1 protein-coding gene (running past one end of the window) is annotated in these 26,964 nt (G+C 45.9%); it reads right to left on the bottom strand.

Annotated features, from left to right (window positions below; genetic code table 11):
• Positions 1-26,964, bottom strand: partial view of a retention module-containing protein gene (locus tag ITG09_09600; GenBank protein ID UPR50971.1) — the 3' portion only. It continues 5,061 nt past the right edge of the window; only the last 26,964 of its 32,025 coding nucleotides appear in the window; the start codon falls outside the window, past its right edge; the stop codon is at positions 1-3.

Here is a 26,964-nt window from a genome sequence, read left to right on the forward strand (position 1 = left end):
TTAGCCGTGAGTGATGACATTTTGTTGCACTAACGCATCCAAAATATCCGAAGGCATGGTGCCACTTAAGGTTAGTTGCGGAGCAAGGTCTTCAACCACAATCACCTGTTCCGTAGTACCTAAACCATCAGACTTGATCGTAAGCTCAATGTCATTCCCTTCCACTTTCGCGTCTATCTGTTGTAGCAACGCGGTCATGTCTGGAGATGTGTTTTTAAGCTCTGGCAACACTTCTCTCAAGTCAATACTGTCCCCTTCCGACAAGTCAAAGTCGGTAATCGTATCTTCAACACCATCTTCGATATTAAGCCATACGAACGAATCCATACCATCACCACCGGTTAGAATATCTGAACCGCCGCCGCCAATCAGAGTATCATTACCGTCACCACCAACAAGCGTATCATCACCCGTGCCACCTTCTAGACGGTCATTTCCAGAGCCTGCAGTTAGGTCAGTCGCATTCACGCCAGCCAATAGCTGAATATCGTCAGTTTCCGAAGCCAGATTAATATCGACCGCGTCAGACACAATATTCAGGTTGAGGTCAATCGAAGCCGATGCCGCTGTATCGTTGTTGTCAGTCTCTTCAGAAACCGCCTCAACTTTCAGTGTGTAGTTACCTGGAGTTTGAGAAAGCCCAACCGCTTGCAAGCTTTCAATTGCATCCGCCGTTGCTACCCAAACACCACCGCCAAGATCCGTAACTGAGCCGGCTGTACTGGTGATTTGAGCGCCAGCAGGTACATCACTGATATGCAGCGTTAGCTCTTCTGTAATGTCCGTTAAGGCCGCGATAATCCCAACTAAAGGAATACCACTCGCACTCACAGACTGACTCGCAGTAATGTTTCTCACGTAGTTAGATGCAGGATCAATCGATAACGTTGGCGCGTTAGCCACTTGTGTCACTTGTATCGTAAACTCTTCTGGTGGTGTTTCGATGATAATGCCAGATGGATTGCCACTATCTTGAGCTACCACTTGTAACTGAATACTGTTCGATGGGATATATTGCGTATTCACAAACACGCCAATAGGGTTGGTTGGTGTATTAATGATTGCATTGATATCCGCTGGTGTACCTTCCAGTATGATTGAGCTTGTGTCCTGCCCGCTGACAGTAACAGTGGTAATTCCAGGAAGCGTTACCGATAAGGTACCAAAGTCGACACTTAAGGTGACGGTCATGAAATCGTCAGCATGAACGCCAACATAGTCAGGGTCTGCGACGGTAATACCACTAATCAACTGGTCGACATCTTCATCGATAGTAGAAGTGACATTGTCACCATTAATGATTGGCGAATCATTAACCCCTGTCACTGTTAAGCTCAAATCGCCGGTGTCTGTTAGGAAGTCATCAACTCCATTGGTTTGCCCATCGTCTTGAACGGTGTATGTAAAGCTGATATCTCCACTGGTCGCATCGTATTCATCGTTGGCATCAAAAACCCAATATGGGCCAGTAATCAACGGGTCATCTACACCACCACTGTTTTCAAAGTAGTCCAACTGCCCTTGACCCGAAGTGAGGCTGACATCGGTTATTGTCAGGTTATCGCCTTCAGGATCGCTTGATGCGGCAATCAAATCTTCAGCTTTAATTACGATTTGATCATCTTCAGTAATCGTGCCTAAATCGATGTCCGTTGCAACTGGATCATCATTGACTTCAGTAACTTTAATCTCAAAGGTGGTTTGATTGTTCAATGGCCCTGATGAACCGTTGTTTCCACCATCATCAACGGTAGCAGTTACCGTCGCCACACCTCCTTGATTCAAGTAATTTTCATCCGCGCCCAACTCAAACCTGACACTCCCGGCATCCAAAGCTGTATTTATATTGGCCAAAGTTCCAGAGAGAACAATGGCGCTGCCACTGGTTGGCGTAGAGGTAACACCCGTTGAAGATGTGTAGGTCAACGTACCTTGGTCGACCGATAATGTTAGTGTGTAAATCGCGTTCGGATCATCATAAACGGCGTCTGGGTCCTCTATCTTAAAGCCCGATATATCACTCAATGCAATAGAGGTGTCTTCCGGCGTCTCTAAGTTTTCAATATTGACAAATGTTGGTTGGTCATTGATCGGATCAACCACCAAGTCGACACTGAAAATGGTTTCCGCCCCTAAATACTCAGTGTTATCCGCATCTGTATCTACTGAGCGAACAGAAATAGACAACGGTGTATCAATACCAAGCGCATTACCTGTGTCTGAATTGTGCTCACCGGAGTTAAACACGATCTTATCGAGTGCTGTTGCATCTACGTCTAACGTCCATGTATCAGATGCTGAATCGTAAATACCTAGTGTTGTTCCATCTGGATGCAAAATTGACGCGTCTTGTGGAACATTGCTGACCACAACACGGATGGTTTCTGGCGAGTTTTCAGTATAAGTCCCACTCCCCGATGCTGAAAATGCGTTATCCAGAATAGTAGTGTTGATTTCAATATCAATATTTTCGCCTTCTAAGCCGACTACCGAATCAGTCGGATCCGTATCAATATCGTCCCCTACCGGAAGTACATGCACTTGGAAACTTGGCAGAGTACCTGCGTTAGTTGGTACACCGAGCAAAGATTCTTGCGTAAACACCTCAACACCAAACTCAAAAGTACCGCTGAAATCTTTCGGAGGCAGTACCGCTATTTCGCTCAAATCGAATGAATTCGAGACACTTGAAGGCAATTGAACACTCCATACGCCTCCACCATTATTCTTAACCGTGAAGTCTGAAGAGTTATCTACCCTGAATTGGAAGCCATCAGGGACATCAGTGAACTTGATAGAGACAAACTCTTCCGACCCATCTAAATCTGTCAAAGCTATCGACACTGGACTTGAGCCAGCGAGTGAAATCTCTTGATCTTCACTACCTGTAATTTCAATGACATCAGCGTTCGTTCCCGGGCCAGTGATCGCAATATCATCTACTACAGGGACTACGTCAAAGCTAACCGACGTTGAGAAAAACTCAGGAGTTGCATCTTCCGTCGTTGTTGAGCCATCTTCGTTGAACGTCGCAGTATCTAAGATATTCCCACTCACAGTAACGCTAACGGTACTGACATCAACACCATTTACATCATCGTAAGTCGGGAAGTTTTCTTTCGGTCTAAACAGCACACCAGACAAGGCTCCATTCTCAATTTCCGTTTCAGTGAAAGATATTGATGTGCCCAAAGCCGTTCCAGTATCACTATAAAATTCACCATTGCTTGTGTCAGTTAAGGTTAGAGTAATATCGGAGAAGCGCTCATCACCGCCTTCAACACCATTAACTTGGTCTGCAACCGAACCCGAGAAATCAAGCACAATATAGGTGTCTTCATAACCCACAGCTTCAGCACCCGGTTGGCCATCGATATCAACTGGATCAAACGAGTCATCTAAAGAACCCGCGATATCGACAGAAATACTTGGCGCTACGTCAGTTACTGCAGAGACTTTAATAATGGCGCTGGTATCAAGTACATTTTCATCACCAGAGATGAGGTCTTTGGTAATCACCGTAAATGGCAATTTAAAGTCCCCGGAATAATCTGCGGGTAAATTCAGCACCAAATCAGAGAAGTCTGGCGTTGCACCTTGTATCAAAGTGGACTGATATACATATTCGCCGTTAACAAAATCAATCTCACCACTACCACCTATGCTGATGGTAAGCGTTTGGGTAGGGTCTGCTGGGTCAAGAAACACGGTATCATCAATAACGATGGTAATTTGGTCGTTAAATGCATCACCACCACTGAAACTAATGATACTTTCAAGAGCATCGCCGAGCATAAGCTGAATATCTTCGATAGCGTCTATTACTTGATCTGGTGTCGCTGTTATATCCGCCGCGATTTCCCCACCACCTGTTATCTCTTCAGGGAAGGTTAAAATCACGTCGCCTTGGCGAATAACAACGTCCGATTCTTGGTCGATGGCCTCATCCCCTAAGTCTTCAACTTCCGTATAGGCAGTCATTTTGATACTGCTGGTATTACTCGATATACCATCAGTATATGGGGAAGTTAGATCTAAGCCTTCTGGTGCGCTAATCGTAAACGCATCTTCGTCTGTGACCACCCAACGGCCATCCCCCTCATACACAGCACCAGTCACGAGCAGTTGACTCAACACCTCTTCTGGTAACGCGCCATCAGACGTAGTAGTCAATTGAACCACGACCTCGTTAACGACTTCATTAATAGCAAATTCAGGAGAGACATCTTCTTCTTTGTAACGAATAACGTATTCACCATCCAAGATTTCAACACCGCCACCATCTACGGCTTGGTTATCGCTATTGGTCGTAAATTTGATAACACCTGCGGCATCAGAGGTAATTGTTGCCAATTCGCCACTGCCATCTTCATTGGAGAAAACAATCAGATTATCGTCATCTTCAGGTTCCACGACAGGGACAACTTCCACCACAATGGTGCCCGTAATCGCAGGGTTGGCCACAACTCGACCACCCTCACCAACAATCGCATCATCGGTGTACTCAAAATCTCTCTCCTCCATCTCCACGACAGTTGTCAGCGTAAAGTCTTCACTAGAGTTTTCTGGCGGTGTCATTTGGATAAAGTTGTTCGCCAAAGCAATCTGAGTAAATTGCTCCGGTGTCTGTGAGGCGTCTTTCGGTGTAATGATTAGGGTGCCGGCCGTGCTGGAATCGACCGTAACATCACCATTGACCACTGCGACTACATCCGTTGGAATACCATTAATGGTAATTGAAGTGAAATGTTCGTCATCATCAATGTAATCATCACCTTGTGGATGCCAATCAATATTGATGGCCGTATCTTCATTCCCTGTGGTTGTATTAGCATAGGTCGCGGAGGTGTCAATTCTAGGTTCAACTAATACTCGAACTTCTTGATCAAACGTTAAGGTATGGCCATCATTCTCGGTCACTATCACTTGACCTTGAATGTGGATATTCTCTGTCGATGAGTCAACAGGTCTGATGCGAATACCTGACGTTTTACCCGCCTCTGTAATGTTCGCTTCGTAGATAGGTTTAGATAAATCAGGGCTACCGCCCGGTCCCGTTTCATAACCAACAAAGTTAAGGTCGATCACCGTACCATCACCGTCTTCGAGAATCACGCCATCTGGAATACCCGAGAGGATAACGGTTATGGATTCTGAACCGTCGTCAGGTAATGGTGTTTGGTCTACTGCTGCCGGATCAGGTCTTCGCTCTCCAGACAACACTGTGAAATCTAGAACAGCGTAGCTGTCTCCGCTCTGACTCTCTTGGATTGTGGTTTGTACCCCACTCACACCGCCATCTGTAAACTCTTCCCAATCGGTACCATTAGTCCCACCAAATGGCACATCAGCAACACCAATGACTTCAACGTTGACTGTTTTAGGACCAAATGTGATTTCATCAACTACTTCACCCGTTGAAAGATCTGCCTTGTCTTTGACAACACCTAATACATCAAAGCTAAAGTCTTCATTACTGTGGTCTTTGGGTATCACTTCTACATTGGCAAGTTCAGAGTAAAGAATCTCTTGATAGTCGACACCCTCAATGGTCACGGTTGATACAAGGGTATCGGTCCCGAGTAAATAAAGCCCTGCCCCCTGAGTAATATTGTTGATGCGTACGTATAAGGTTTCCGACGTATCCATATCTTCAGAAGGCGTCATCGTAATCACTTCATCAAGAGTAAACGCGACTCTATTGTTAGGATCCCCAACAGTATCTGGATCGAGAATATTGTCTTCATTGATGGTTTTACGACTCACACTTAAGGAGCCTAAGTCGGCGTCTGGAAGTACATCAATAACTAATGTTCGTTCTTCAGAAGTGGCAACCTGTTTACTGTTAGCACCGCTATTATCGCCATCTAGGAATGGATTACGGGTTTCTTCCGTCAAAGCCACTACTTTAAAGCTGATGGTGCCTGAGAAGTTATCAATCGGGTCGACGACTGTACTATTGATATCTGCCGCATCAATAACATATGGGCCTCCAACAGGCCCTATCGGATTACCTGAACTATCCAATAGAGTAAACTTCCCAACACCCTCATCAACAGTAAGTTGATATGTGAGTGTTTCAGGGCGAGAAGTATCTTGAGAATCAGCCTCGAGTTTAAGAGTGATGGTATTTCCATCTTCCGTTACCGGACTCTCTGCACCCATGCTGTCTGTATCTGGAAGATAAGTGTAAGTGCTATTCGCATCATCCCAAGTCGCAATGTCGGCAACCGCTTCAATTTCAATTCTAAAGTTTGAGTTTACGGTGTGGTCTAGCGAACCATTATTATCAATCTCGAGTTCGTAGTTGATTCGCACACCATTGTCATTCGAACCGTAGTTTCGGTCTGGTACAAAATAAAGATTGTCGATGGTGGCTATAACATCTTTTGGGTCAGTTAAATCATCGGGGTCAGGCATGAAACTCTGAACGATATTTGCGCCATCTAGTACATAGTTACCATCTACATCTGTCGACAATTTCACATATTCAGCACCATCAAAGTAATAGAAAGTACCTCTATGATTAGTATTATCGAAGATCTTCAGCTGGCCGATCGCCTCTGTGTTATCTTGGTCGTACAAGTTTACTTGCAATGCAACCTTGGCAGGTGCATCAGGTAGACCGTCTTGATTATCAAAAGTGTTTTCTAGGTCTGTTGGTTCACTACCCGCTGCATAATCAATTGATGCATCACGACCAATATCCTCTGTTGTCGTCACTTTCAGCGACACAGCCGTTGAGTCCTGGTCAACGACAGTAATATTCAGTGGCGTTTCAGAGGTATCTAAGTCTGCATCGGTTGCAATTACGTTGATCGAGAAGTTGATCTCATTGCCGTCATGATCTAGATAACCATTGGCTCTAAATTCTATTTCGCCATTTGAGTTGATACGTAAAGTACCCAGCTGTCTTTCCTGAGTACCACCATTGCCATCATCGGTCTGCTCATAAACACGGATAGTTCGACGTCCACTTTGAACATTCAAGCCATCGCTAAAGCCAGTATTGTTCCCTCTTTGAAAAACAATATCAGCCCCGTTACTAGAGATACCTTCAATTCGACTCAGTACCGCGCCATCTGCCCCCTCATCCGTCGCGTTAGCAAACATATCGACTTTAGAACCATTGTAATTCTGACCTTCAAGACGAGTAATCGACTGAGTTGTCACTAACGGAACATCATCCGTCACTGTGATTGTCAGATCAATCGTGTTTGATTGGTCTTGGTCAAAGTCTTCAGCCACAACTGAGAAACCAAGTTCAATGGTGTTTTCACCGTCAGCAAGAGGGTGTGTGAGCGGTTTAAACAGTTCAAACTGATAGCTGTTGTCCGCAGTATCAAACACAACTTCAAACACAGCTTCGTTACTTGTTTCAGTTTGTGCTGTGTAGGTAAATGTTGTACCACTCTCAACAACAGGAAGCCACTCTAGCGCTTCACCATTAGACATAAGCCCAGTTAGCACTGCATCAGGGTTAACCAGCTCATACAACACAACACCATCCGCACCTTCATCGATGGTAAACAAACCATTAATGACCGTATCTTCAGATTGATCCGAACCTATTCCCGCTAAATCGTCTTCATCAACAACCGTTTCACCGGTCGGATCGGTCATGGTTGGGCCGTCATCTAGGACTTCTATCGGCAATACATATTGATTCGAATCATCACCATCACCGTCAACGGCAACAACATCAAATGGTATTGTTAATGTATCGAGGTTACTCGGTGTCGTCGCGTGATTGAGAGGACCAAGCAAGGTAAAGGTGTAAGCACCATCATCAGTCAACACTAATGTGAAAATTGGTGTTCCACTTGGGTCGGTTGCACCTTGGTAGGTGGTAGTATTAGCAGCGCCGGTAATTTCTGTGATCTTAATACCTTCACTACCCGACGATAGCGTTGCTTCCAGCGTTGAGATATTACGCAGCTCGTAAACCTCAACTTGGTCTGCACCTTCGGTCGTCACAAAAGTTCCCGAGGCTTGCGTTGGTGTACCAATCTCCTCTTCATCCACAATAAAAATACTGCCAGCCTCTAACTCAGTAATTTCAGGCACGTCATCGGTAATGGTGACACTGAGTGGTGTCATTGCTGAGTCGGTTTCATCAGTGTCTACCGCATAAACAGGCAAGGTAAATATTTGGTCATTATTACCTTGAACGTCCGCATGGTCGATTTCTTGAAGGAGCGTAAAGGTGTACTCCCCTAATACCGACGAAGAGAAATCAATGTTAAAGATCTCAACCTCCGGATCGAGACCGTCTTTGGTGAAACCAACATAACTACCAGAGTCGGCTGGATCTTCTTTCAATTGAATTACTAATCCGTTGGACTTTAGAACTCCACCGACATTAAATTCATTGGTCGCAATACGGAAGTAGCTAACGTCGTCACTACCTTCAGTAAAGGTTATCTGCTCTGTTTGGCTCACAGGTAAACTTGGTGAAGAACCATCGACTAAGTTAACTTCACTCAAACTGACTAGCGGAATAACATTAATAATCGGTGGCGCACCATCAACAATGGTCAAGGTGACTGTCGAGTCCTCTATATCTGTGTCTTGGTCTTCAGATGTAACGATAATGGTTTTAACAATATCGCCATTTTCATGGTCTAGATTTCTGTTTGGCTCAAAGCGGATATCACCATTCAACTTAATCAACAGTGTCCCTTCTGGGTAAACAAATGCTTGCTCATTAGTATCGTTTTGATCGAGAAGAACCTCGGCACCACCATCATAGGTAAATTTAGTAACTATTGAACCATCGGCACTTGGACCCGTTATTGTTTCAAACACATTGCTGCTCACCGTGCCCGAGGTTGGCTCAGTGACCAGTAAGTCTCCCGATTGCATCACTTGAACATCATCACCAATAACCACTTCAAGTTGCTTAGAAGCGGACACATCACCATCGGTGTCTTCGGCATAAACCGATAAATCGAAGGTAATGTCATTGTTGCCATCGCCAGGCGCATGGTCTAAGCGCTCTAGCAACACAAAGGTATAAATACTTGGATTTGAACTATCAAACGTTAAGGTGAAAATAGGCACCTCAACGCCCGGTGAAACCGTCGTGAACGCCAAGTAGTCACCAGAGTTTGCTGGATCTTCCCTTAGATCAACGACTAGGCCATTCGACTTGATTAATCCGCCAGTGTTGAACAGAGACGTGTCGACAACAATTTTTGCAATATCGTCACTGCTAGCGAATGATGTGATTGTATTGGTTTCGCTAATCAGCATCGAGTCAGGAGAAGAGCCGTCTAATAAGTTACTTTCTGATAAAGTGACGCCGGGCACTACATTCAGCTCAGGCCCTTCACCATCAATAATGGTCAGTCGAACACTCGACATGAAGATATCGTTATCGAAATCCGATGAAGTGAAGACGATATTTTTAACGATATTCCCGTTAGAGTGGTCGAGATTTCTATTTGGCTCGAACCTAACATCACCATCTAAAGTGACGAACAAAGAGCCTTCAGTGAAGGTAAACTCTTGCTCACCCGTTACAGTCTGATCGAGCGAAATGGCTAATCCACCATCGTAAATAAACTCGGTGATGGTCGCTCCGTCCGCACTTGGCAATGGCATGACATCAACCGTTGCTGTTGTCGGCGTGCCAGAGCTTGGTTCTGTGATGGTCAGAATCCCATCCTGCATTTGCTGAATGTCATCTTCAATGGTCACAACTACATCTCGTCTTGTCGATTCAGAATCGTCCGTATCGACAGCGTAAACTGGCAAGCGGAAATTCAGATCGTTGTAATTGAGGCCATTAAGGTGATCGAGTGCTTCCAACAAGGTAATGGTAAACTGTCCCTTGTTAACGCTATCAAAACTAACCGTGAAGACATCGGTTTCTGCACCGGAACCGCTTGTGGTGAATCCGACATAGCTACCCGAGTCCGCAGGCTCCTCCTTCAATTCAACGACTAAACCGTTTGATTTCAGTAATCCGCCAAAATTAAATTCATCCGTAGCGATTCGGAAATGGCTAAGGTCATCACTCCCTTGTGTGTAGGTGATAGTATGAGTTGAGCTAACTGGCCCTGCCGTCGGCATTGAACCATCGGATAAGTTCACTTCAGATAAGTAAACATCAGGGACAATATTGATAACAGGATCAACACCATCCGTGATAGTAAGCGTCACCGTTGCGGTTTCAACATCGTTGTCGAAATCGCTTGTTGTCACGGTAATGGTTCGAACAATACCGCCATTCGAGTGGTCAAGGTCTCTATCTGGTTCGAAACGGACCGAACCATCCAACTTAACGAACAACAGTCCATCTGCAACTGAGAACTCTTGCTCTGTTAAATCAGTTTGATCAAGCGTAAACGGCCCATCCACCCCGTACATAAACTGTGTAACAGTCGCACCATCAGCACTCTCTGCAGGCATAACATCGACAATACCTGTAGTTGGCGGGCCACCTGCTCCTGAAGTCGTAACGGGTTCAACAATACTTAAAATGCGATCTTGTGTTTGCTGTAAGTCGTCGGTAATGGTGACGTTCAAGGAAGACGAAGCTGAATCGGTGTTGTCGGCATCAACCGCAATCACAGGGATATCAAAATCTAAGAGATTAGACAGGTTACCATCAGCGTGATCTAAAGCTTCTAAAAGCGTAAATGTATACTGACCAACATTGTTGTCTGAAAACTCAAGTGTGAACACGTTCGTTTCAACATTTGAAGCTCCGTTAACAAAACCAACATAGTTCCCTGAATCAGTCGGTTGCTCTTTAATTTCAACTGTGAGCCCATTCGATTTCAATGTTCCTAACGAGTTGAAGTTCGTGGTATCGACTCTAAAGTGCGTCACATCATCACTGCCTTCTGTAAAGGTAATGACTTTTGTTTCACTGACAGCTGCACCTGTAAAGGCAGAACCATCAGCTAAGTTTGCTTCATTCAGAGCAACATCAGGAATGAGGTCAATCACTGGTTCGTCGCCATCTTCTATCTTCAGCGACACAGAGGTGTTGACAATATCCCCATCTCCATCGATTGAATTAACCGAGATAGTTCTGAGGATATCGCCACCAGAATGGTCGAGGTCTGACACCGGTTCAAATCGCATGTTGCCGTCGATGGTGAGGTATAACGTACCCTCGTCATAAATAAACGACTGTTCGCCTGCGATGTTTTGATTAAGTGTTTGTAAAGCCCCGCCATCATAACTGAAGCTCGTCAGTGTTCCTCCATCCGCACTACTATCGGGCATGAGATCAATAATATTGGAGGTTTCAACACCTGTTGATGGTTCCTTAACAGTCATAGAGCCCGTGACTAATGATTGAACATCATCGGTAATGGTGACAGACAGCGGTGACATGAGAGAGTCATCACCGTCGGTATCAACGGCGTATACTGGCAAGTTGAATGTTAGATTATTATTGCCTTGAATTGGTGTATGGTCGATTGCTTCTAGCAGCGTAAAGGTATATTCACCCAAAGTCGTGCTGCTGAAATCTACGGTGAACACTGTCGTTTCTACATTCGAAATATCAGTCGTGAAACCAGTATAATTACCAGAGCCTGTTGGCTCTTCTCGTATTTCAATGATTAAGCCGTCCGACTTAAGTGAGTTGTCGGTATTGAACTGGGTTGGCTCTAATCGGAATTTCTCAACATCATCACTTTGATTAGTGAAAGTGATGGTTTCAGTTTGACTGACGGCACTACCACTTGGCGATGAGCCGTCAATTAAGTCCGCTTCTTCAAGCAAGACGCTTGGCACGGCATCGATGGTTGGGATATCACCATCAGTAATAGTTAGCGTAACGGTTGAAGTCACCGGATCATTATCGAAGTCACTTGAAGTCACCACAATCGACTTCACGATGTCTTCACTCACTGAGTGGTCTAGATCGCGGTTCGGCTCAAAGCGCACTTCCCCTTCAAGGGTGATAAACAACTCACCTTCAGTAAAACTGAATTGCTGTTCGCCTGAAATACTTTGATCCAGTGTGTTTACAGCACCGTCATAAGTGAACTGAGTGATCGTCGCACCATCGGCACTTTGGTTTGGCATCACATCAATGGTGCTGGTTGTCACCGTACCGTCGGCCAGATTGGGCTCAGTGATATCTAACGTACCATCCTGCATGATTTGGACATCATCACCAATGGTCACATTCAGTTGAGACACCAATGAATCGTCACCGTCTGTGTCAACTGCATAAACAGGCAGATCGAAACTCAGATCGTTATTATCTAAACCATCCACATGGTCTAACGCTTCAAGCAGAGTAAAGGTGTATTCGCCTAGTGTGGTTGCCGAGAAACTAATGGTGAACACTGGAACTTCAGTGCTCGAACCGTTGGTAATAAAGCCTATGTAAGTACCCGGATTAGCAGAATCTTCTTCTATCTCGACCGCAAAGCCATTCGATTTCAGTGCTCCACCGACATTGAACTCTGTTGGCTCAATTCGGAAACTCACTACGTCATCACTTTGGTTGGTGAACGAGATGGTCTCGGTCTGACTAACGGCACTGCCACTCGGCGTTGAACCATCGGCAAGTTGCGTTTCTGAGAGCGACACGCTCGGCACGGATTCGATCGTTGGAATATCGCTATCAGTGATGGTCAGAACAACCGTTGCCGTCTCAACATCGAGATCACCGTCGCTGGATGTCACCACAATCGACTTCACGATTGGGCCAGATTCATGGTCAAGGTTACGGTTTGGCTCAAAGCGTACGTCACCTTCAAGAGTGATGAACAACTCACCTTCCGTGAAGCTAAATTGCTGCTCACCATTGTCGGTTTGATCTAGAGTGCGAACTTGACCGTCATAAGTAAACTGAGTGATGGTCGCACCATCAGCACTTTGTTCCGGCATTACATCAATGGTGGTTGTGGCCACCACCCCTGCCGCAAGATCGGCAACCGTCGGCTCTTCGATGGTCAAGGTTCCGTTACTCATGCCTTGAACATCATCTTCGATAATCACCGTTAATGGCGACATTACTGAATCATCACCGTCGCTGTCTACTGCATAAACCGGCAGGTCAAAGCTCAAACTGTTCTTCACCAGACCATCGTCATGATCGAGAGCTTCCAGTAACGTGAAGGTATATTGGCCTAAATTAGAGTCAGAGAAACTCACCGTAAAGATATTGGTTTCAACATCCGAAGCGTCTTTAACAAAGCCGATGTAATCGCCAGCACTGTTAGGGTCTTCTTTCAACTGAACGACCAAGTTATTGGATGTTAACGTTCCAAGTGTATTGAACTGCGTTGGCTCGATACGGAAAAACTCAACATCGTCACTCTCATGAGTAAATTGAATAACTTTGGTGTCGCTGACTGTAGAGTTCGATGGATCAGAGCCATCTGCTAGATTCGATTCCGCCAGTGAGATGGGTGGAATCACATCAATGGTCGGAACATCACCATCGGTAATGGTCAAAGTGACTGTGGAGGTAAGAACGTCGTCATCACCATCACTAGATGTCACTACGATTGATTTAACGATGTCTTCGTTCAGCGTGTGGTCAAGATTACGATTGGGCTCAAAGCGCACTTCACCTTCAAGCGTAATGAATAGCTCACCTTCTGTGAAACTAAATTGCTGCTCACCATTGTCAGTTTGATCCAAAGTTCGAAGCTGACCGTCATAAGTGAATTGCGTCACGCTCGCGCCATCAGCGCTTAGCGAGGTCAAGACATCGAAGACCGATGTCGCCGGAGTTCCTGCAGCCAAGTCAGCCACAGTAAGCTCTTCAATCGTCAGATCACCGCTTGCCATAACTTGAACATCATCGGTAATGGTGACTGACAGCGGTGACATGAGAGAGTCATCACCGTCAGTATCGACTGCATAGACTGGTAGATTGAAGGTAAGACCATTATTGCCACGACCATTTTCATGGTCGATTGCTTCTAGCAGCGTAAATGTATATTCACCCAAAGTCGTGCTGCTGAAATCTACGGTGAACACTGTCGTTTCTACATTCGAAATATCAGTCGTGAAACCAGTATAATTACCAGAACCTGTTGGCTCTTCTCGTATTTCAATGATTAAGCCGTCCGACTTAAGTGAGTTGTCGGTATTGAACTGGGTTGGCTCTAATCGGAACTTTTCAACATCATCACTTTGATGAGTGAAAGTGATGGTTTCAGTTTGACTGACGGCACTACCACTTGGCGATGAGCCGTCAATTAAGTCCGCTTCTTCAAGCAAGACGCTTGGCACGGCATCGATGGTTGGGATATCACCATCAGTAATAGTTAGCGTAACGGTTGAAGTCACCGGATCATTATCGAAGTCACTTGAAGTTACTACTATCGACTTCACGATGTCTTCACTAACTAAATGGTCCAGATCGCGGTTCGGCTCAAAGCGCACTTCACCTTCAAGAGTGATAAACAGTTCGCCTTCTGTGAAGCTAAACTGCTGCTCGCCTGAAATACTTTGATCCAATGTGTTTACGACACCGTCATAAGTGAACTGAGTGATCGTCGCACCATCGGCACTCTGATTTGGCATCACATCAATGGTATTGGTCGTGATCGTGCCGTCTGCAAGATTGGGTTCAATGATATCTAACGTACCGTCTTGCATGATCTGTACATCATCACCAATGGTCACATTCAGTTGAGACACCAATGAATCGTCACCGTCTGTGTCAACTGCATAAACAGGCAGATCGAAACTCAGATCGTTATTATCTAAACCATCCACATGGTCTAACGCTTCAAGCAGAGTAAAGGTGTATTCGCCTAGTGTGGTTGCCGAGAAACTAATGGTGAACACTGGAACTTCAGTGCTCGAACCGTTGGTAATAAAGCCTATGTAAGTACCCGGATTAGCAGAATCGTCTTCTATCTCGACCGCAAAGCCATTCGATTTCAGTGCTCCACCGACATTGAACTCTGTTGGCTCAATTCGGAAACTCACTACGTCATCACTTTGGTTGGTAAAGGTGATGGTCTCAGTTTGACTGACTGCACTGCCACTCGGCGTTGAACCATCGGCAAGTTGCGTTTCTGATAGCGACACGCTCGGCACGGATTCGATCGTTGGAATATCGCCATCAGTGATGGTCAGAACAACCGTTGCCGTCTCAACATCGAGATCACCGTCACTGGATGTCACCACAATCGACTTCACGATTGGGCCGGATTCATGGTCAAGGTTACGTTTTGGCTCAAAGCGTACGTCACCTTCAAGAGTGATGAACAACTCACCTTCCGTGAAGCTAAATTGCTGCTCACCATTGTCGGTTTGATCTAGAGTGCGAACTTGACCGTCATAAGTAAACTGAGTGATGGTCGCACCATCAGCACTTTGTTCCGGCATTACATCAATGGTGGTTGTGGCCACCACCCCTGCCGCAAGATCGGCAACCGTCGGCTCTTCGATGGTCAAGGTTCCGTTACTCATGCCTTGAACATCATCTTCGATAATCACCGTTAATGGCGACATTACTGAATCATCACCGTCGCTGTCTACTGCATAAACCGGCAGGTCAAAGCTCAAACTGTTCTTCACCAGACCATCGTCATGATCGAGAGCTTCCAGTAACGTGAAGGTATATTGGCCTAAATTAGAGTCAGAGAAACTCACCGTAAAGATATTGGTTTCAACATCCGAAGCGTCTTTAACAAAGCCGATGTAATCGCCAGCACTGTTAGGGTCTTCTTTCAACTGAACGACCAAGTTATTGGATGTTAACGTTCCAAGTGTATTGAACTGCGTTGGCTCGATACGGAAAAACTCAACATCGTCACTCTCATGAGTAAATTGAATAACTTTGGTGTCGCTGACTGTAGAGTTCGATGGATCAGAGCCATCTGCTAGATTCGATTCCGCCAGTGAGATGGGTGGAATCACATCAATGGTCGGAACATCACCATCGGTAATGGTCAAAGTGACTGTGGAGGTAAGAACGTCGTCATCACCATCACTAGATGTCACTACGATTGATTTAACGATGTCTTCGTTCAGCGTGTGGTCAAGATTACGATTGGGCTCAAAGCGCACTTCACCTTCAAGCGTAATGAATAGCTCACCTTCTGTGAAACTAAATTGCTGCTCACCATTGTCAGTTTGATCCAAAGTTCGAAGCTGACCGTCATAAGTGAATTGCGTCACGCTCGCGCCATCAGCGCTTGGCGAGGTCAAGACATCGAAGACCGATGTCGCCGGAGTTCCTGCTGCCAAATCAGCAATAGTAGGCTCTTCAATCGTCAGATCACCGCTTACCATAACTTGAACATCGTCGGTAATGGTGACAGACAGCGGTGACATGAGAGAGTCATCACCGTCGGTATCAACGGCGTATACTGGCAAGTTGAATGTTAGATTATTATTGCCTTGAATTGGTGTATGGTCGATTGCTTCTAGCAGCGTAAAGGTATATTCACCCAAAGTCGTGCTGCTGAAATCTACGGTGAATACTGTCGTTTCTACATTCGAAATATCAGTCGTGAAACCAGTATAATTACCAGAGCCTGTTGGCTCTTCTCGTATTTCAATGATCAAGCCATCCGACTTAAGTGAGTCGTCTGTATTGAACTGAGTTGGCTCTAATCGGAACTTTTCAACATCATCACTTTGATGAGTGAAAGGGATGGTTTCAGTTTGACTGACGGCACTACCACTTGGCGATGAGCCGTCAATTAAGTCCGCTTCTTCAAGCAAGACGCTCGGTACCGAATCGATAGTCGGATTGTCACCATCAGTAATGGTCAGCGTAATGGTTGAAGTCACCGGATCGTTATCGAAGTCGCTTGAAGTCACTACTATCGACTTCACGATATCTTCACTCACTGAGTGGTCTAGATCGCGGTTCGGCTCAAAGCGCACTTCACCTTCAAGAGTGATAAACAACTCACCTTCAGTAAAACTGAATTGCTGTTCGCCAGTGTCATTTTGATCAAGTGTTCGTAGCTGTCCATCATAAGTAAACTGAGTGATCGTCGCACCATCAGCACTTTGATTTGGCATTACATCAATGGTGCTGGTTGTAATTGTGCCGTCTGCAAGATTTGGCTCGATGATATCTAACGTACCGTTTTGCATGATCTGTACATCATCACCGATGGTCACGTTAAGTTGAGACACCAATGAATCGTCGCCGTCTGTATCAACCGCATAAACGGGTAGATCAAAGCTCAGATCGTTATTCGTTAGGCCATCTGCATGATCTAACGCTTCAAGCAGAGTAAAGGTGTATTCGCCTAGTGTGGTTGCCGAGAAACTAATGGTGAACACTGGAACTTCAGTGCCCGGGCCATTGGTAATAAAGCCTATGTAAGTACCCGGGTTAGCAGAATCTTCTTCTATCTCGACCGCAAAGCCATTCGATTTCAGTGCTCCACCGACATTGAACTCTGTTGGCTCAATTCGGAAACTCACTACGTCATCACTTTGGTTGGTAAAGGTGATGGTCTCAGTTTGACTGACTGCACTGCCACTCGGCGTTGAACCATCGGCAAGTTGCGTTTCTGATAGCGACACGCTCGGCACGGATTCGATCGTTGGAATATCGCCATCAGTGATGGTCAGAACAACCGTTGCCGTCTCAACATCGAGATCACCGTCACTGGATGTCACCACAATCGACTTCACGATTGGGCCGGATTCATGGTCAAGGTTACGGTTTGGCTCAAAGCGTACGTCACCTTCAAGAGTGATGAACAACTCACCTTCCGTGAAGCTAAATTGCTGCTCACCATTGTCGGTTTGATCCAGTGTTCGAACTTGCCCGTCATAAGTAAACTGAGTGATGGTCGCACCGTCGGCACTTTGTTCCGGCATTACATCAATGGTGGTTGTGGCCACCACCCCTGCAGCCAGATCGGCAACCGTCGGCTCTTCGATGGTCAAGATTCCGTTGCTCATGCCTTGAACATCATCTTCGATGCTCACCGTTAATGGCGACATCACTGAGTCATCACCGTCGCTGTCTACGGCATAAACCGGCAGGTCAAAGCTCAAACTGTTCTTCACCAGACCATCGTCATGATCGAGTGCTTCCAGTAGCGTGAAGGTATATTGGCCTAAATTAGAGTCAGAGAAACTCACCGTAAAGATATTAGTTTCAACATCCGAAGCGTCTTTAACAAAGCCGATGTAATCGCCAGCACTGTTAGGGTCTTCTTTCAACTGAACGACCAAGTTATTGGATGTTAACGCGCCAAGTGTATTGAACTGCGTTGGCTCAATACGGAAAAACTCAACATCGTCACTCTCATGAGTAAACTGAATGACTTTGGTGTCGCTGACTGCAGAGTTCGATGGATCAGATCCATCTGCGAGATTCGATTCCGCCAGTGAAATGGGTGGAATCACGTCAATGGTCGGAACATCACCATCGGTAATGGTCAAAGTGACTGTGGAGGTAAGAACGTCGTCATCACCATCACTAGATGTCACGACGATACTCTTCACAATATCACCAGCAGAGTGGTCTAAATCTCGGTTCGGCTCAAAGCGCACATCCCCTTGTGTCGTGATAAACAGCGAACCTTCCGTGAAGGTAAACTCTTGCTCTGTCGCATCATTCGGATTTAGAGAATAAACTGTGCCGTCATAGGTGAACTGAGTCACGCTCGCGCCATCAGCGCTTGGCGAGGTCAAGACATCGAAGACCGATGTCGCCGGAGTTCCTGCAGCCAAGTCAGCCACAGTAGGCTCTTCAATCGTCAGATCACCGCTTACCATAACTTGAACATCATCGGTAATGGTGACTGACAGCGGTGACATGAGAGAGTCATCACCGTCAGTATCAACGGCGTATACTGGCAAGTTGAACGTCAGATTATTATTGCCTTGAATCGGTGTATGGTCGATTGCTTCTAGCAGCGTAAAGGTATATTCACCCAAAGTCGTGCTGCTGAAATCTACAGTGAACACTGTCGTTTCTACATTCGAAATATCAGTCGTGAAACCAGTATAATTACCAGAGCCTGTTGGCTCTTCTCGTATTTCAATGATTAAGCCGTCCGACTTAAGTAAGTTGTCGGTATTGAACTGGGTTGGCTCTAATCGGAACTTTTCAACATCATCACTTTGATTCGTGAAAGTGATGATTTCAGTTTGGCTAACCGCACTACCACTTGGCGATGAGCCGTCAATTAAGTCCGCTTCTTCAAGCAAGACGCTCGGTACCGAATCGATAGTCGGATTGTCACCATCAGTAATGGTCAGCTTAATGGTTGAAGTCACCGGATCGTTATCGAAGTCGCTTGAAGTCACTACTATCGACTTCACGATATCTTCGCTAACGGAATGGTCTAGATCGCGATTAGGTTCAAAGCGCACTTCACCTTCAAGGGTGATAAACAATTCACCTTCCGTGAAACTAAACTGCTGTTCGCCATTGTCATTTTGATCAAGTGTTCGTAGCTGGCCATCATAAGTAAACTGAGTGATCGTCGCACCATCGGCACTTTGGTTTGGCATCACATCAATGGTGCTGGTTGTCACCGTACCGTCGGCCAGATTTGGCTCGATGATATCTAACGTACCGTTTTGCATGATCTGTACATCATCACCGATGGTCACGTTAAGTTGAGACACCGATGAATCGTCGCCGTCTGTATCAACCGCATAAACGGGTAGATCAAAGCTCAGATCGTTATTCGTTAGGCCATCTGCATGATCTAACGCTTCAAGCAAAGTAAAGGTGTATTCACCCAACGTACTCGTAGAGAAGGCAATAGTGAACACTGGAACTTCAGTGTTCGAACCGTTGGTAATAAAGCCTATGTAAGTTCCCGGATTAGCAGAATCTTCTTCTATCTCGACTGTAAAGCCATTCGATTTCAGTGCTCCACCGACATTGAACTCTGTTGGCTCAATTCGGAAACTCACTACGTCATCACTTTGGTTGGTGAACGAGATGGTCTCGGTCTGACTGACTGCACTGCCACTCGGCGTTGAACCATCGGCAAGTTGCGTTTCTGATAGCGACACGCTCGGCACGGATTCGATCGTTGGGATATCACCATCCGTAATGGTCAGCGTCACTGTAGAAGTCAGTACGTCGTTGTCTGAATCGCTTGAGGTCACCATTATCGATTTGACGATGTCTTCGCTAAGCGTGTGATCTAGATTGCGGTTTGGTTCGAAGCGAATTTCACCTTCAAGAGTGATGAACAACTCACCTTCCGTGAAGCTAAATTGTTGCTCACCATTGTCGGTTTGATCTAGAGTGCGAACTCGCCCGTCATACGTAAACTGAGTGATGGTCGCACCGTCGGCACTTTGTTCCGGCATTACATCAATGGTATTGGTTGTGATTGTGCCATCTGCAAGATTTGGCTCAGTGATATCTAACGTACCACCTTGCATGATTTGGACATCATCACCGATGCTCACCGTTAATGGCGACATTACTGAGTCATCACCGTCGCTGTCTACGGCATAAACCGGCAGGTCAAAGCTCAAACTGTTATTCACCAGACCATCGTCATGATCGAGTGCTTCCAGTAGCGTGAAGGTATATTGGCCTAAATTAGAGTCAGAGAAACTCACCGTAAAGATATTAGTTTCAACATCCGAAGCGTCTTTAACAAAGCCGATGTAATCGCCAGCACTGTTAGGGTCTTCTTTCAACTGAACGACCAAGTTATTGGATGTTAACGCGCCAAGTGTATTGAACTGCGTTGGCTCAATACGGAAAAACTCAACATCGTCACTCTCATGAGTAAACTGAATGACTTTGGTGTCGCTGACTGCAGAGTTCGATGGATCAGATCCATCTGCGAGATTCGATTCCGCCAGTGAAATGGGTGGAATCACGTCAATGGTCGGAACATCACCATCGGTAATGGTCAAAGTGACTGTGGAGGTAAGAACGTCGTCATCACCATCACTAGATGTCACGACGATACTCTTCACAATATCACCAGCAGAGTGGTCTAAATCTCGGTTCGGCTCAAAGCGCACATCCCCTTGTGTCCTGATAAACAGCGAACCTTCCGTGAAGGTAAACTCTTGCTCTGTCGCATCATTCGGATTTAGAGAATAAACTGTGCCGTCATAGGTGAACTGAGTCACGCTCGCGCCGTCAGCGCTTGGCGAGGTCAAGACATCGAAGACCGATGTCGCCGGAGTACCTGCTGCCAAATCAGCAACAGTAGGCTCTTCAATCGTCAGATCACCGCTTACCATAACTTGAACATCGTCGGTAATGGTGACTGACAGCGGTGACACGAGAGAGTCATCACCGTCAGTATCGACTGCATAGACTGGTAGATTGAAGGTAAGACCATTATTGCCACGACCATCTTCATGATCGATATTCTCCAACAACGTAAACGTATATTGACCCAAAGTCGCAGCGCTAAAGTTGAGCGTGAAAATCTGCGTTTCTACATTCAAGACGCTGGTCGTGAAACCTATGTAGTTACCGGATCCTGCAGGGTCTTCTTTTAAGTCAATCGGCAACCCATCGGATTTCAATGATTCGTCGATATTGAACTGAGTTGGCTCTAATCGGAACTTTTCAACATCATCACTTTGATGAATGAAAGTGATGGTTTCAGTTTGACTGACGGCACTACCACTTGGCGATGAGCCGTCAATTAAGTCCGCTTCTTCAAGCAAGACGCTTGGCACGGCATCGATGGTTGGGATATCACCATCAGTAATGGTTAGCGTAACGGTTGAAGTCACCGGATCATTATCGAAGTCACTTGAAGTCACCACAATCGACTTCACGATGTCTTCACTCACTGAGTGGTCTAGACCGCGGTTCGGCTCAAAGCGCACTTCCCCTTCAAGGGTGATAAACAACTCACCTTCAGTAAAACTGAATTGCTGTTCGCCAGTGTCATTTTGATCAAGTGTTCGTAGCTTACCATCATAAGTAAACTGAATGATCGTCGCACCATCAGCACTCTGATTTGGCATCACATCAATGGTGTTGGTTGTAATTGTGCCGTCTGCAAGATTTGGCTCAGTAATATCTAACTTATCGTCTTGCATGATTTGGACATCATCACCAATGGTCACGTTAAGTTGAGACACCAATGAATCGTCGCCGTCTGTATCAACCGCATAAACGGGTAGATCAAAGCTCAGATCGTTATTGTCGAGACCACCTGCATGGTCTAATGCTTCAAGCAGTGTGAAGGTGTATTCGCCTAACGTAGTACCTGAGAAGCTTAAGCTGAAGACAGGAACGTCCGTTCCAGCGTCATCAATAAAGCCAACATAAATGCCTGAGTCTGCTGGATCTTCTTTGAGCTCGACAACAATGTTATTCGACGTTAACGCACCACCTACATTGAACTCGGTCGGTTCGATTCGGAACTTCTCAACATCATCACTTTGGTAGGTGAACGAGATGGTCTCGGTCTGACTGACTGCACTGCCACTCGGCGTTGAACCATCGGCAAGTTGCGTTTCTGATAGCGACACGCTCGGCACGGATTCGATCGTTGGGATATCACCATCCGTAATGGTCAGCGTCACTGTAGAAGTCAGTACGTCGTTGTCTGAATCGCTTGAGGTCACCACTATCGATTTGACGATGTCTTCGCTAAGCGTGTGATCTAGATTGCGGTTTGGTTCGAAGCGTACTTCACCTTCAAGAGTGATGAACAACTCACCTTCCGTGAAGCTAAATTGCTGCTCACCATTGTCGGTTTGATCTAGAGTGCGAACTTGACCGTCATAAGTAAACTGAGTGATGGTCGCACCATCGGCACTTTGTTCCGGCATTACATCAATGGTATTGGTCGTGATTGTACCGTCTGCAAGGTTTGGCTCAGTGATATCTAACGTACCATCTTGCACGATTTGAACATCGTCACCGATGGTTACATTTAATTGAGACACTAATGAATCATCGCCATCGCTATCAACGGCGTAAACAGGCAGAGCAAAGCTCAGATCATTATTTGCCAAGCCATCTACATGGTCTAACGCTTCAAGCAAGGTGAAGGTGTATTGACCTAAGTTAGTATCCGAGAAACTAATCGTGAACACGTTGGTTTCAACGTTCGAACCATTAGTAACATAACCGATGTAGCCGCCCGGAGTGGTTGGATCGGCTTTCAGTTCGACTGCTAATCCGTTGGAAGTCAGAGCACCGCCAACATTGAACTCGGTTGGTTCAATTCGGAAACTGGTCACATCATCACTTTGAGTGGTGTAAGTAATGGTTTGAGTTGAGCTAACCGCGCTGCCGCTTGGTGCAGAGCCATCAATCAAATTCGTTTCCGACAAGTTCACAGTTGGAACATTATCAATGATTGGGATATCACCATCGGTAATGGTCAGCGTAACAGTTGAGGTCAATACATCGTTATCGGAGTCACTAGACGTCACCACGATTGACTTCACGATGTCTTCGTTCAGTGTGTGGTCTAGATTACGATTAGGCTCAAAGCGCACTTCACCTTCAAGCGTGATAAACAACTCGCCTTCTGTGAAGCTAAACTGTTGCTCGCCATTGTCATTCTGATCAAGTGTTCGAAGTTGACCGTCATAAGTGAATTGCGTCACCGTCGCACCATCGGCACTTTGATTTGGCATCACATCAACAGTACCAGTTGTCACTGTACCATCTGCAAGATTTGGCTCGATGATATCTAACGTACTATCTTGCATGATTTGAACATCATCGCCGATAGTGACGTTTAACGGAGACATCAGTGAATCATCGCCGTCGCTATCTACCGCGTAAACGGGTAAATCAAAACTGAGGCTGTTGTTGCCACGGGCATCTTGGTGATCCAAGGCTTCGAGAAGTGTGAATGTGTACTCACCCAATGTGGTGCTCGAAAAGCTCAGCGTAAATACCGTGGTTTCTACGTTCGTCGCGCTGGTTGTAAAACCAATGTAATTACCCGAACCTTGTGGGTCTTCGCGCAACTCAACGGCTAAACCGTTCGATTTAAGATCATCGTTAGTATTGAACTCCGTTGGCTCAATACGGAATTTCTCAATGTCATCACTTTGGTTGGTGAACGTAATGGTTTGAGTGGAGCTTACCGCGCTGCCACTTGGCGCAGAGCCATCACTCAGATTCGTTTCAGAAAGCGTCACGCTCGGAATAACGTCAATCGTCGGGTTATCACCATCGGTTATCGTCAGCGTTACGGTTGAAGTCAGAGAGTCATTATCAAAATCACTTGAAGTCACCACAATCGACTTCACGATGTCTTCATTCACCGAGTGGTCTAGGTCGCGGTTCGGCTCAAAGCGTACTTCACCTTCAAGGGTGATAAACAGCTCGCCTTCGGTGAAGCTAAACTGCTGTTCTCCAGTGTCATTCTGATCAAGTGTTCGTAGTTGACCGTCATAAGTAAACTGGGTGATCGTCGCCCCATCCGCACTTTGGTTTGGCATCACATCAATGGTGTTGGTTGTCACCGTACCGTCGGCCAGATTTGGCTCGATGATATCTAACGTGCCGTCTTGCATGATTTGGACATCATCACCGATGGTTACATTCAGTTGAGACACCAACGAATCATCACCGTCTGTGTCAACCGCATAAACAGGCAGGTCAAAGCTCAGATCATTGTTATCTAAACCATCCACATGGTCTAATGCTTCAAGCAAAGTAAAAGTGTATTCACCCAGTGTGCTCGTAGAGAAGGCAATGGTGAATACGGGAACTTCAGTATTCGAACCGTTGGTAATAAAGCCGATGTAAGTACCTGGGTTAGCAAAATCTTCTTTTATCTCGACCGCAAATCCATTCGATTTCAGAGCTCCACCTACATTGAACTCGGTTGGCTCAATACGGAAACTCGCCACATCATCACTTTGGTTCGTGAAGGTAATCGTTTCGGTCTGACTGACTGCGCTGCCGCTTGTTGCAGAACCGTCACTCAGGTTGGTTTCAGACAAAATAACGCTTGGCACGGCATCAATGGTTGGGATGTCACCATCAGTAATGGTCAGAGTGACCGTTGACGTCACCACATCGTTATCTAAATCGCTTGAAGTCACAACAATCGACTTCACGATATCTTCGCTAAGCGTGTGGTCTAGATTACGGTTTGGCTCGAAGCGAATTTCACCTTCAAGAGTGATGAACAGCTCACCCTCGGTGAAGCTAAATTGCTGCTCGCCAGAGTCATTCTGATCAAGTGTTCGTAGTTGACCGTCATAAGTGAACTGAGTGATCGTCGCACCATCGGCACTCTGATTTTGCATCACATCGATGGTATTGGTTGTGATTGTGCCATCTGCAAGATTTGGCTCAGTGATATCTAACGTACCACCTTGCATGATTTGGACATCATCACCGATGGTCACATTAAGCTGAGACACCAGTGAATCATCGCCATCACTATCAACGGCGTAAACCGGTAAGTCGAAACTCAAATTATTATTTGCGAGGCCATCTACATGGTCTAACGCTTCAAGTAAGGTGAAGGTGTATTGGCCTAAATTGGTATCCGAGAAACTAATCGTGAATACGTTGGTTTCAACGTTCGAACCATCCGTAACAAAACCGATGTAACCGCCCGGTGTGGTTGGATCGACTTTCAGTTCGACGGCCAAACCGTTGGATGTCAGAGCGCCGCCAACATTGAACTCGGTTGGTTCAATTCGGAAGCTGGTAACTTCATCACTTTGAGTGGTGTAAGTAATGGTTTGGGTTGAGCTAACTGCACTCCCACTTGGCGCAGAGCCATCACTCAGATTGGTTTCCGACAAGTTCACTGTTGGTACATTATCAATGATTGGGATATCACCATCGGTAATGGTCAGCGTAACAGTTGAGGTCAATACATCGTTATCGGAGTCACTAGACGTCACCACAATCGACTTCACGATGTCTTCGTTTAGCGTGTGGTCTAGATTACGATTAGGCTCAAAGCGCACATCCCCTTGCGTCGTGATAAACAGCGAACCTTCCGTGAAGGTAAACTCTTGCTCTGTCGCATCATTCGGATTTAGAGAATAAACTGTGCCGTCATAGGTGAACTGAATCACGCTCGCGCCATCAGCGCTTGGCGAGGTCAAGACATCGAAGACCGATGTCGCCGGAGTTCCTGCAGCCAAGTCAGCCACAGTAGGCTCTTCAATCGTCAGATCACCGCTTACCATAACTTGAACATCATCGGTAATGGTGACTGACAGCGGTGACATGAGAGAGTCATCACCGTCAGTATCAACGGCGTATACTGGCAAGTTGAACGTCAGATTATTATTGCCTTGAATCGGTGTATGGTCGATTGCTTCTAGCAGCGTAAAGGTATATTCACCCAAAGTCGTGCTGCTGAAATCTACAGTGAACACTGTCGTTTCTACATTCGAAATATCAGTCGTGAAACCAATGTAATTGCCTGTACCTGTTGGCTCTTCTCGAATCTCAATGATCAAACCATCGAACTTGAGCGCATTGTTAGTATTAAATTCACTTGGCTCTAAACGGAATTTCTCAACGTCATCACTTTGATGAGTGAAAGTGATGGTTTCCGTTTGGCTAACCGCACTACCACTTGGCAATGAGCCATCAGCAAGATTAGCTTCTTCAAGTGATACGCTCGGCACCGCATCAATAGTCGGATTATCACCATCAGTGATTGTAAGCGTTACGGTAGAAGTCAGAGAATCGTTATCGAAGTCACTTGAAGTTACAACAATCGATTTCACGATATCTTCACTCACCGAGTGGTCTAAATTTCGGTTCGGCTCAAAGCGCATTTCACCTTCAAGAGTGATAAACAGTTCGCCTTCTGTGAAGCTAAACTGCTGCTCGCCTGAAATACTTTGATCCAGTGTGTTTACGACACCGTCATAGGTGAACTGAGTGATCGTCGCGCCATCAGCACTTTGGTTTGGCATCACATCAATGGTGTTGGTTGTCACCGTACCGTCGGCCAGATTTGGCTCGGTGATATCTAACGTGCCGTCTTGCATGATCTGAACATCATCACCAATGGTCACATTAAGCTGAGACACCAGTGAATCATCGCCGTCCGTATCAACCGCATAAACAGGCAGATCGAAGCTCAA

This window comes from Vibrio cyclitrophicus, from assembly GCA_023206055.1.
Taxonomy (GTDB): Bacteria; Pseudomonadota; Gammaproteobacteria; order Enterobacterales; family Vibrionaceae; genus Vibrio; species Vibrio cyclitrophicus_A.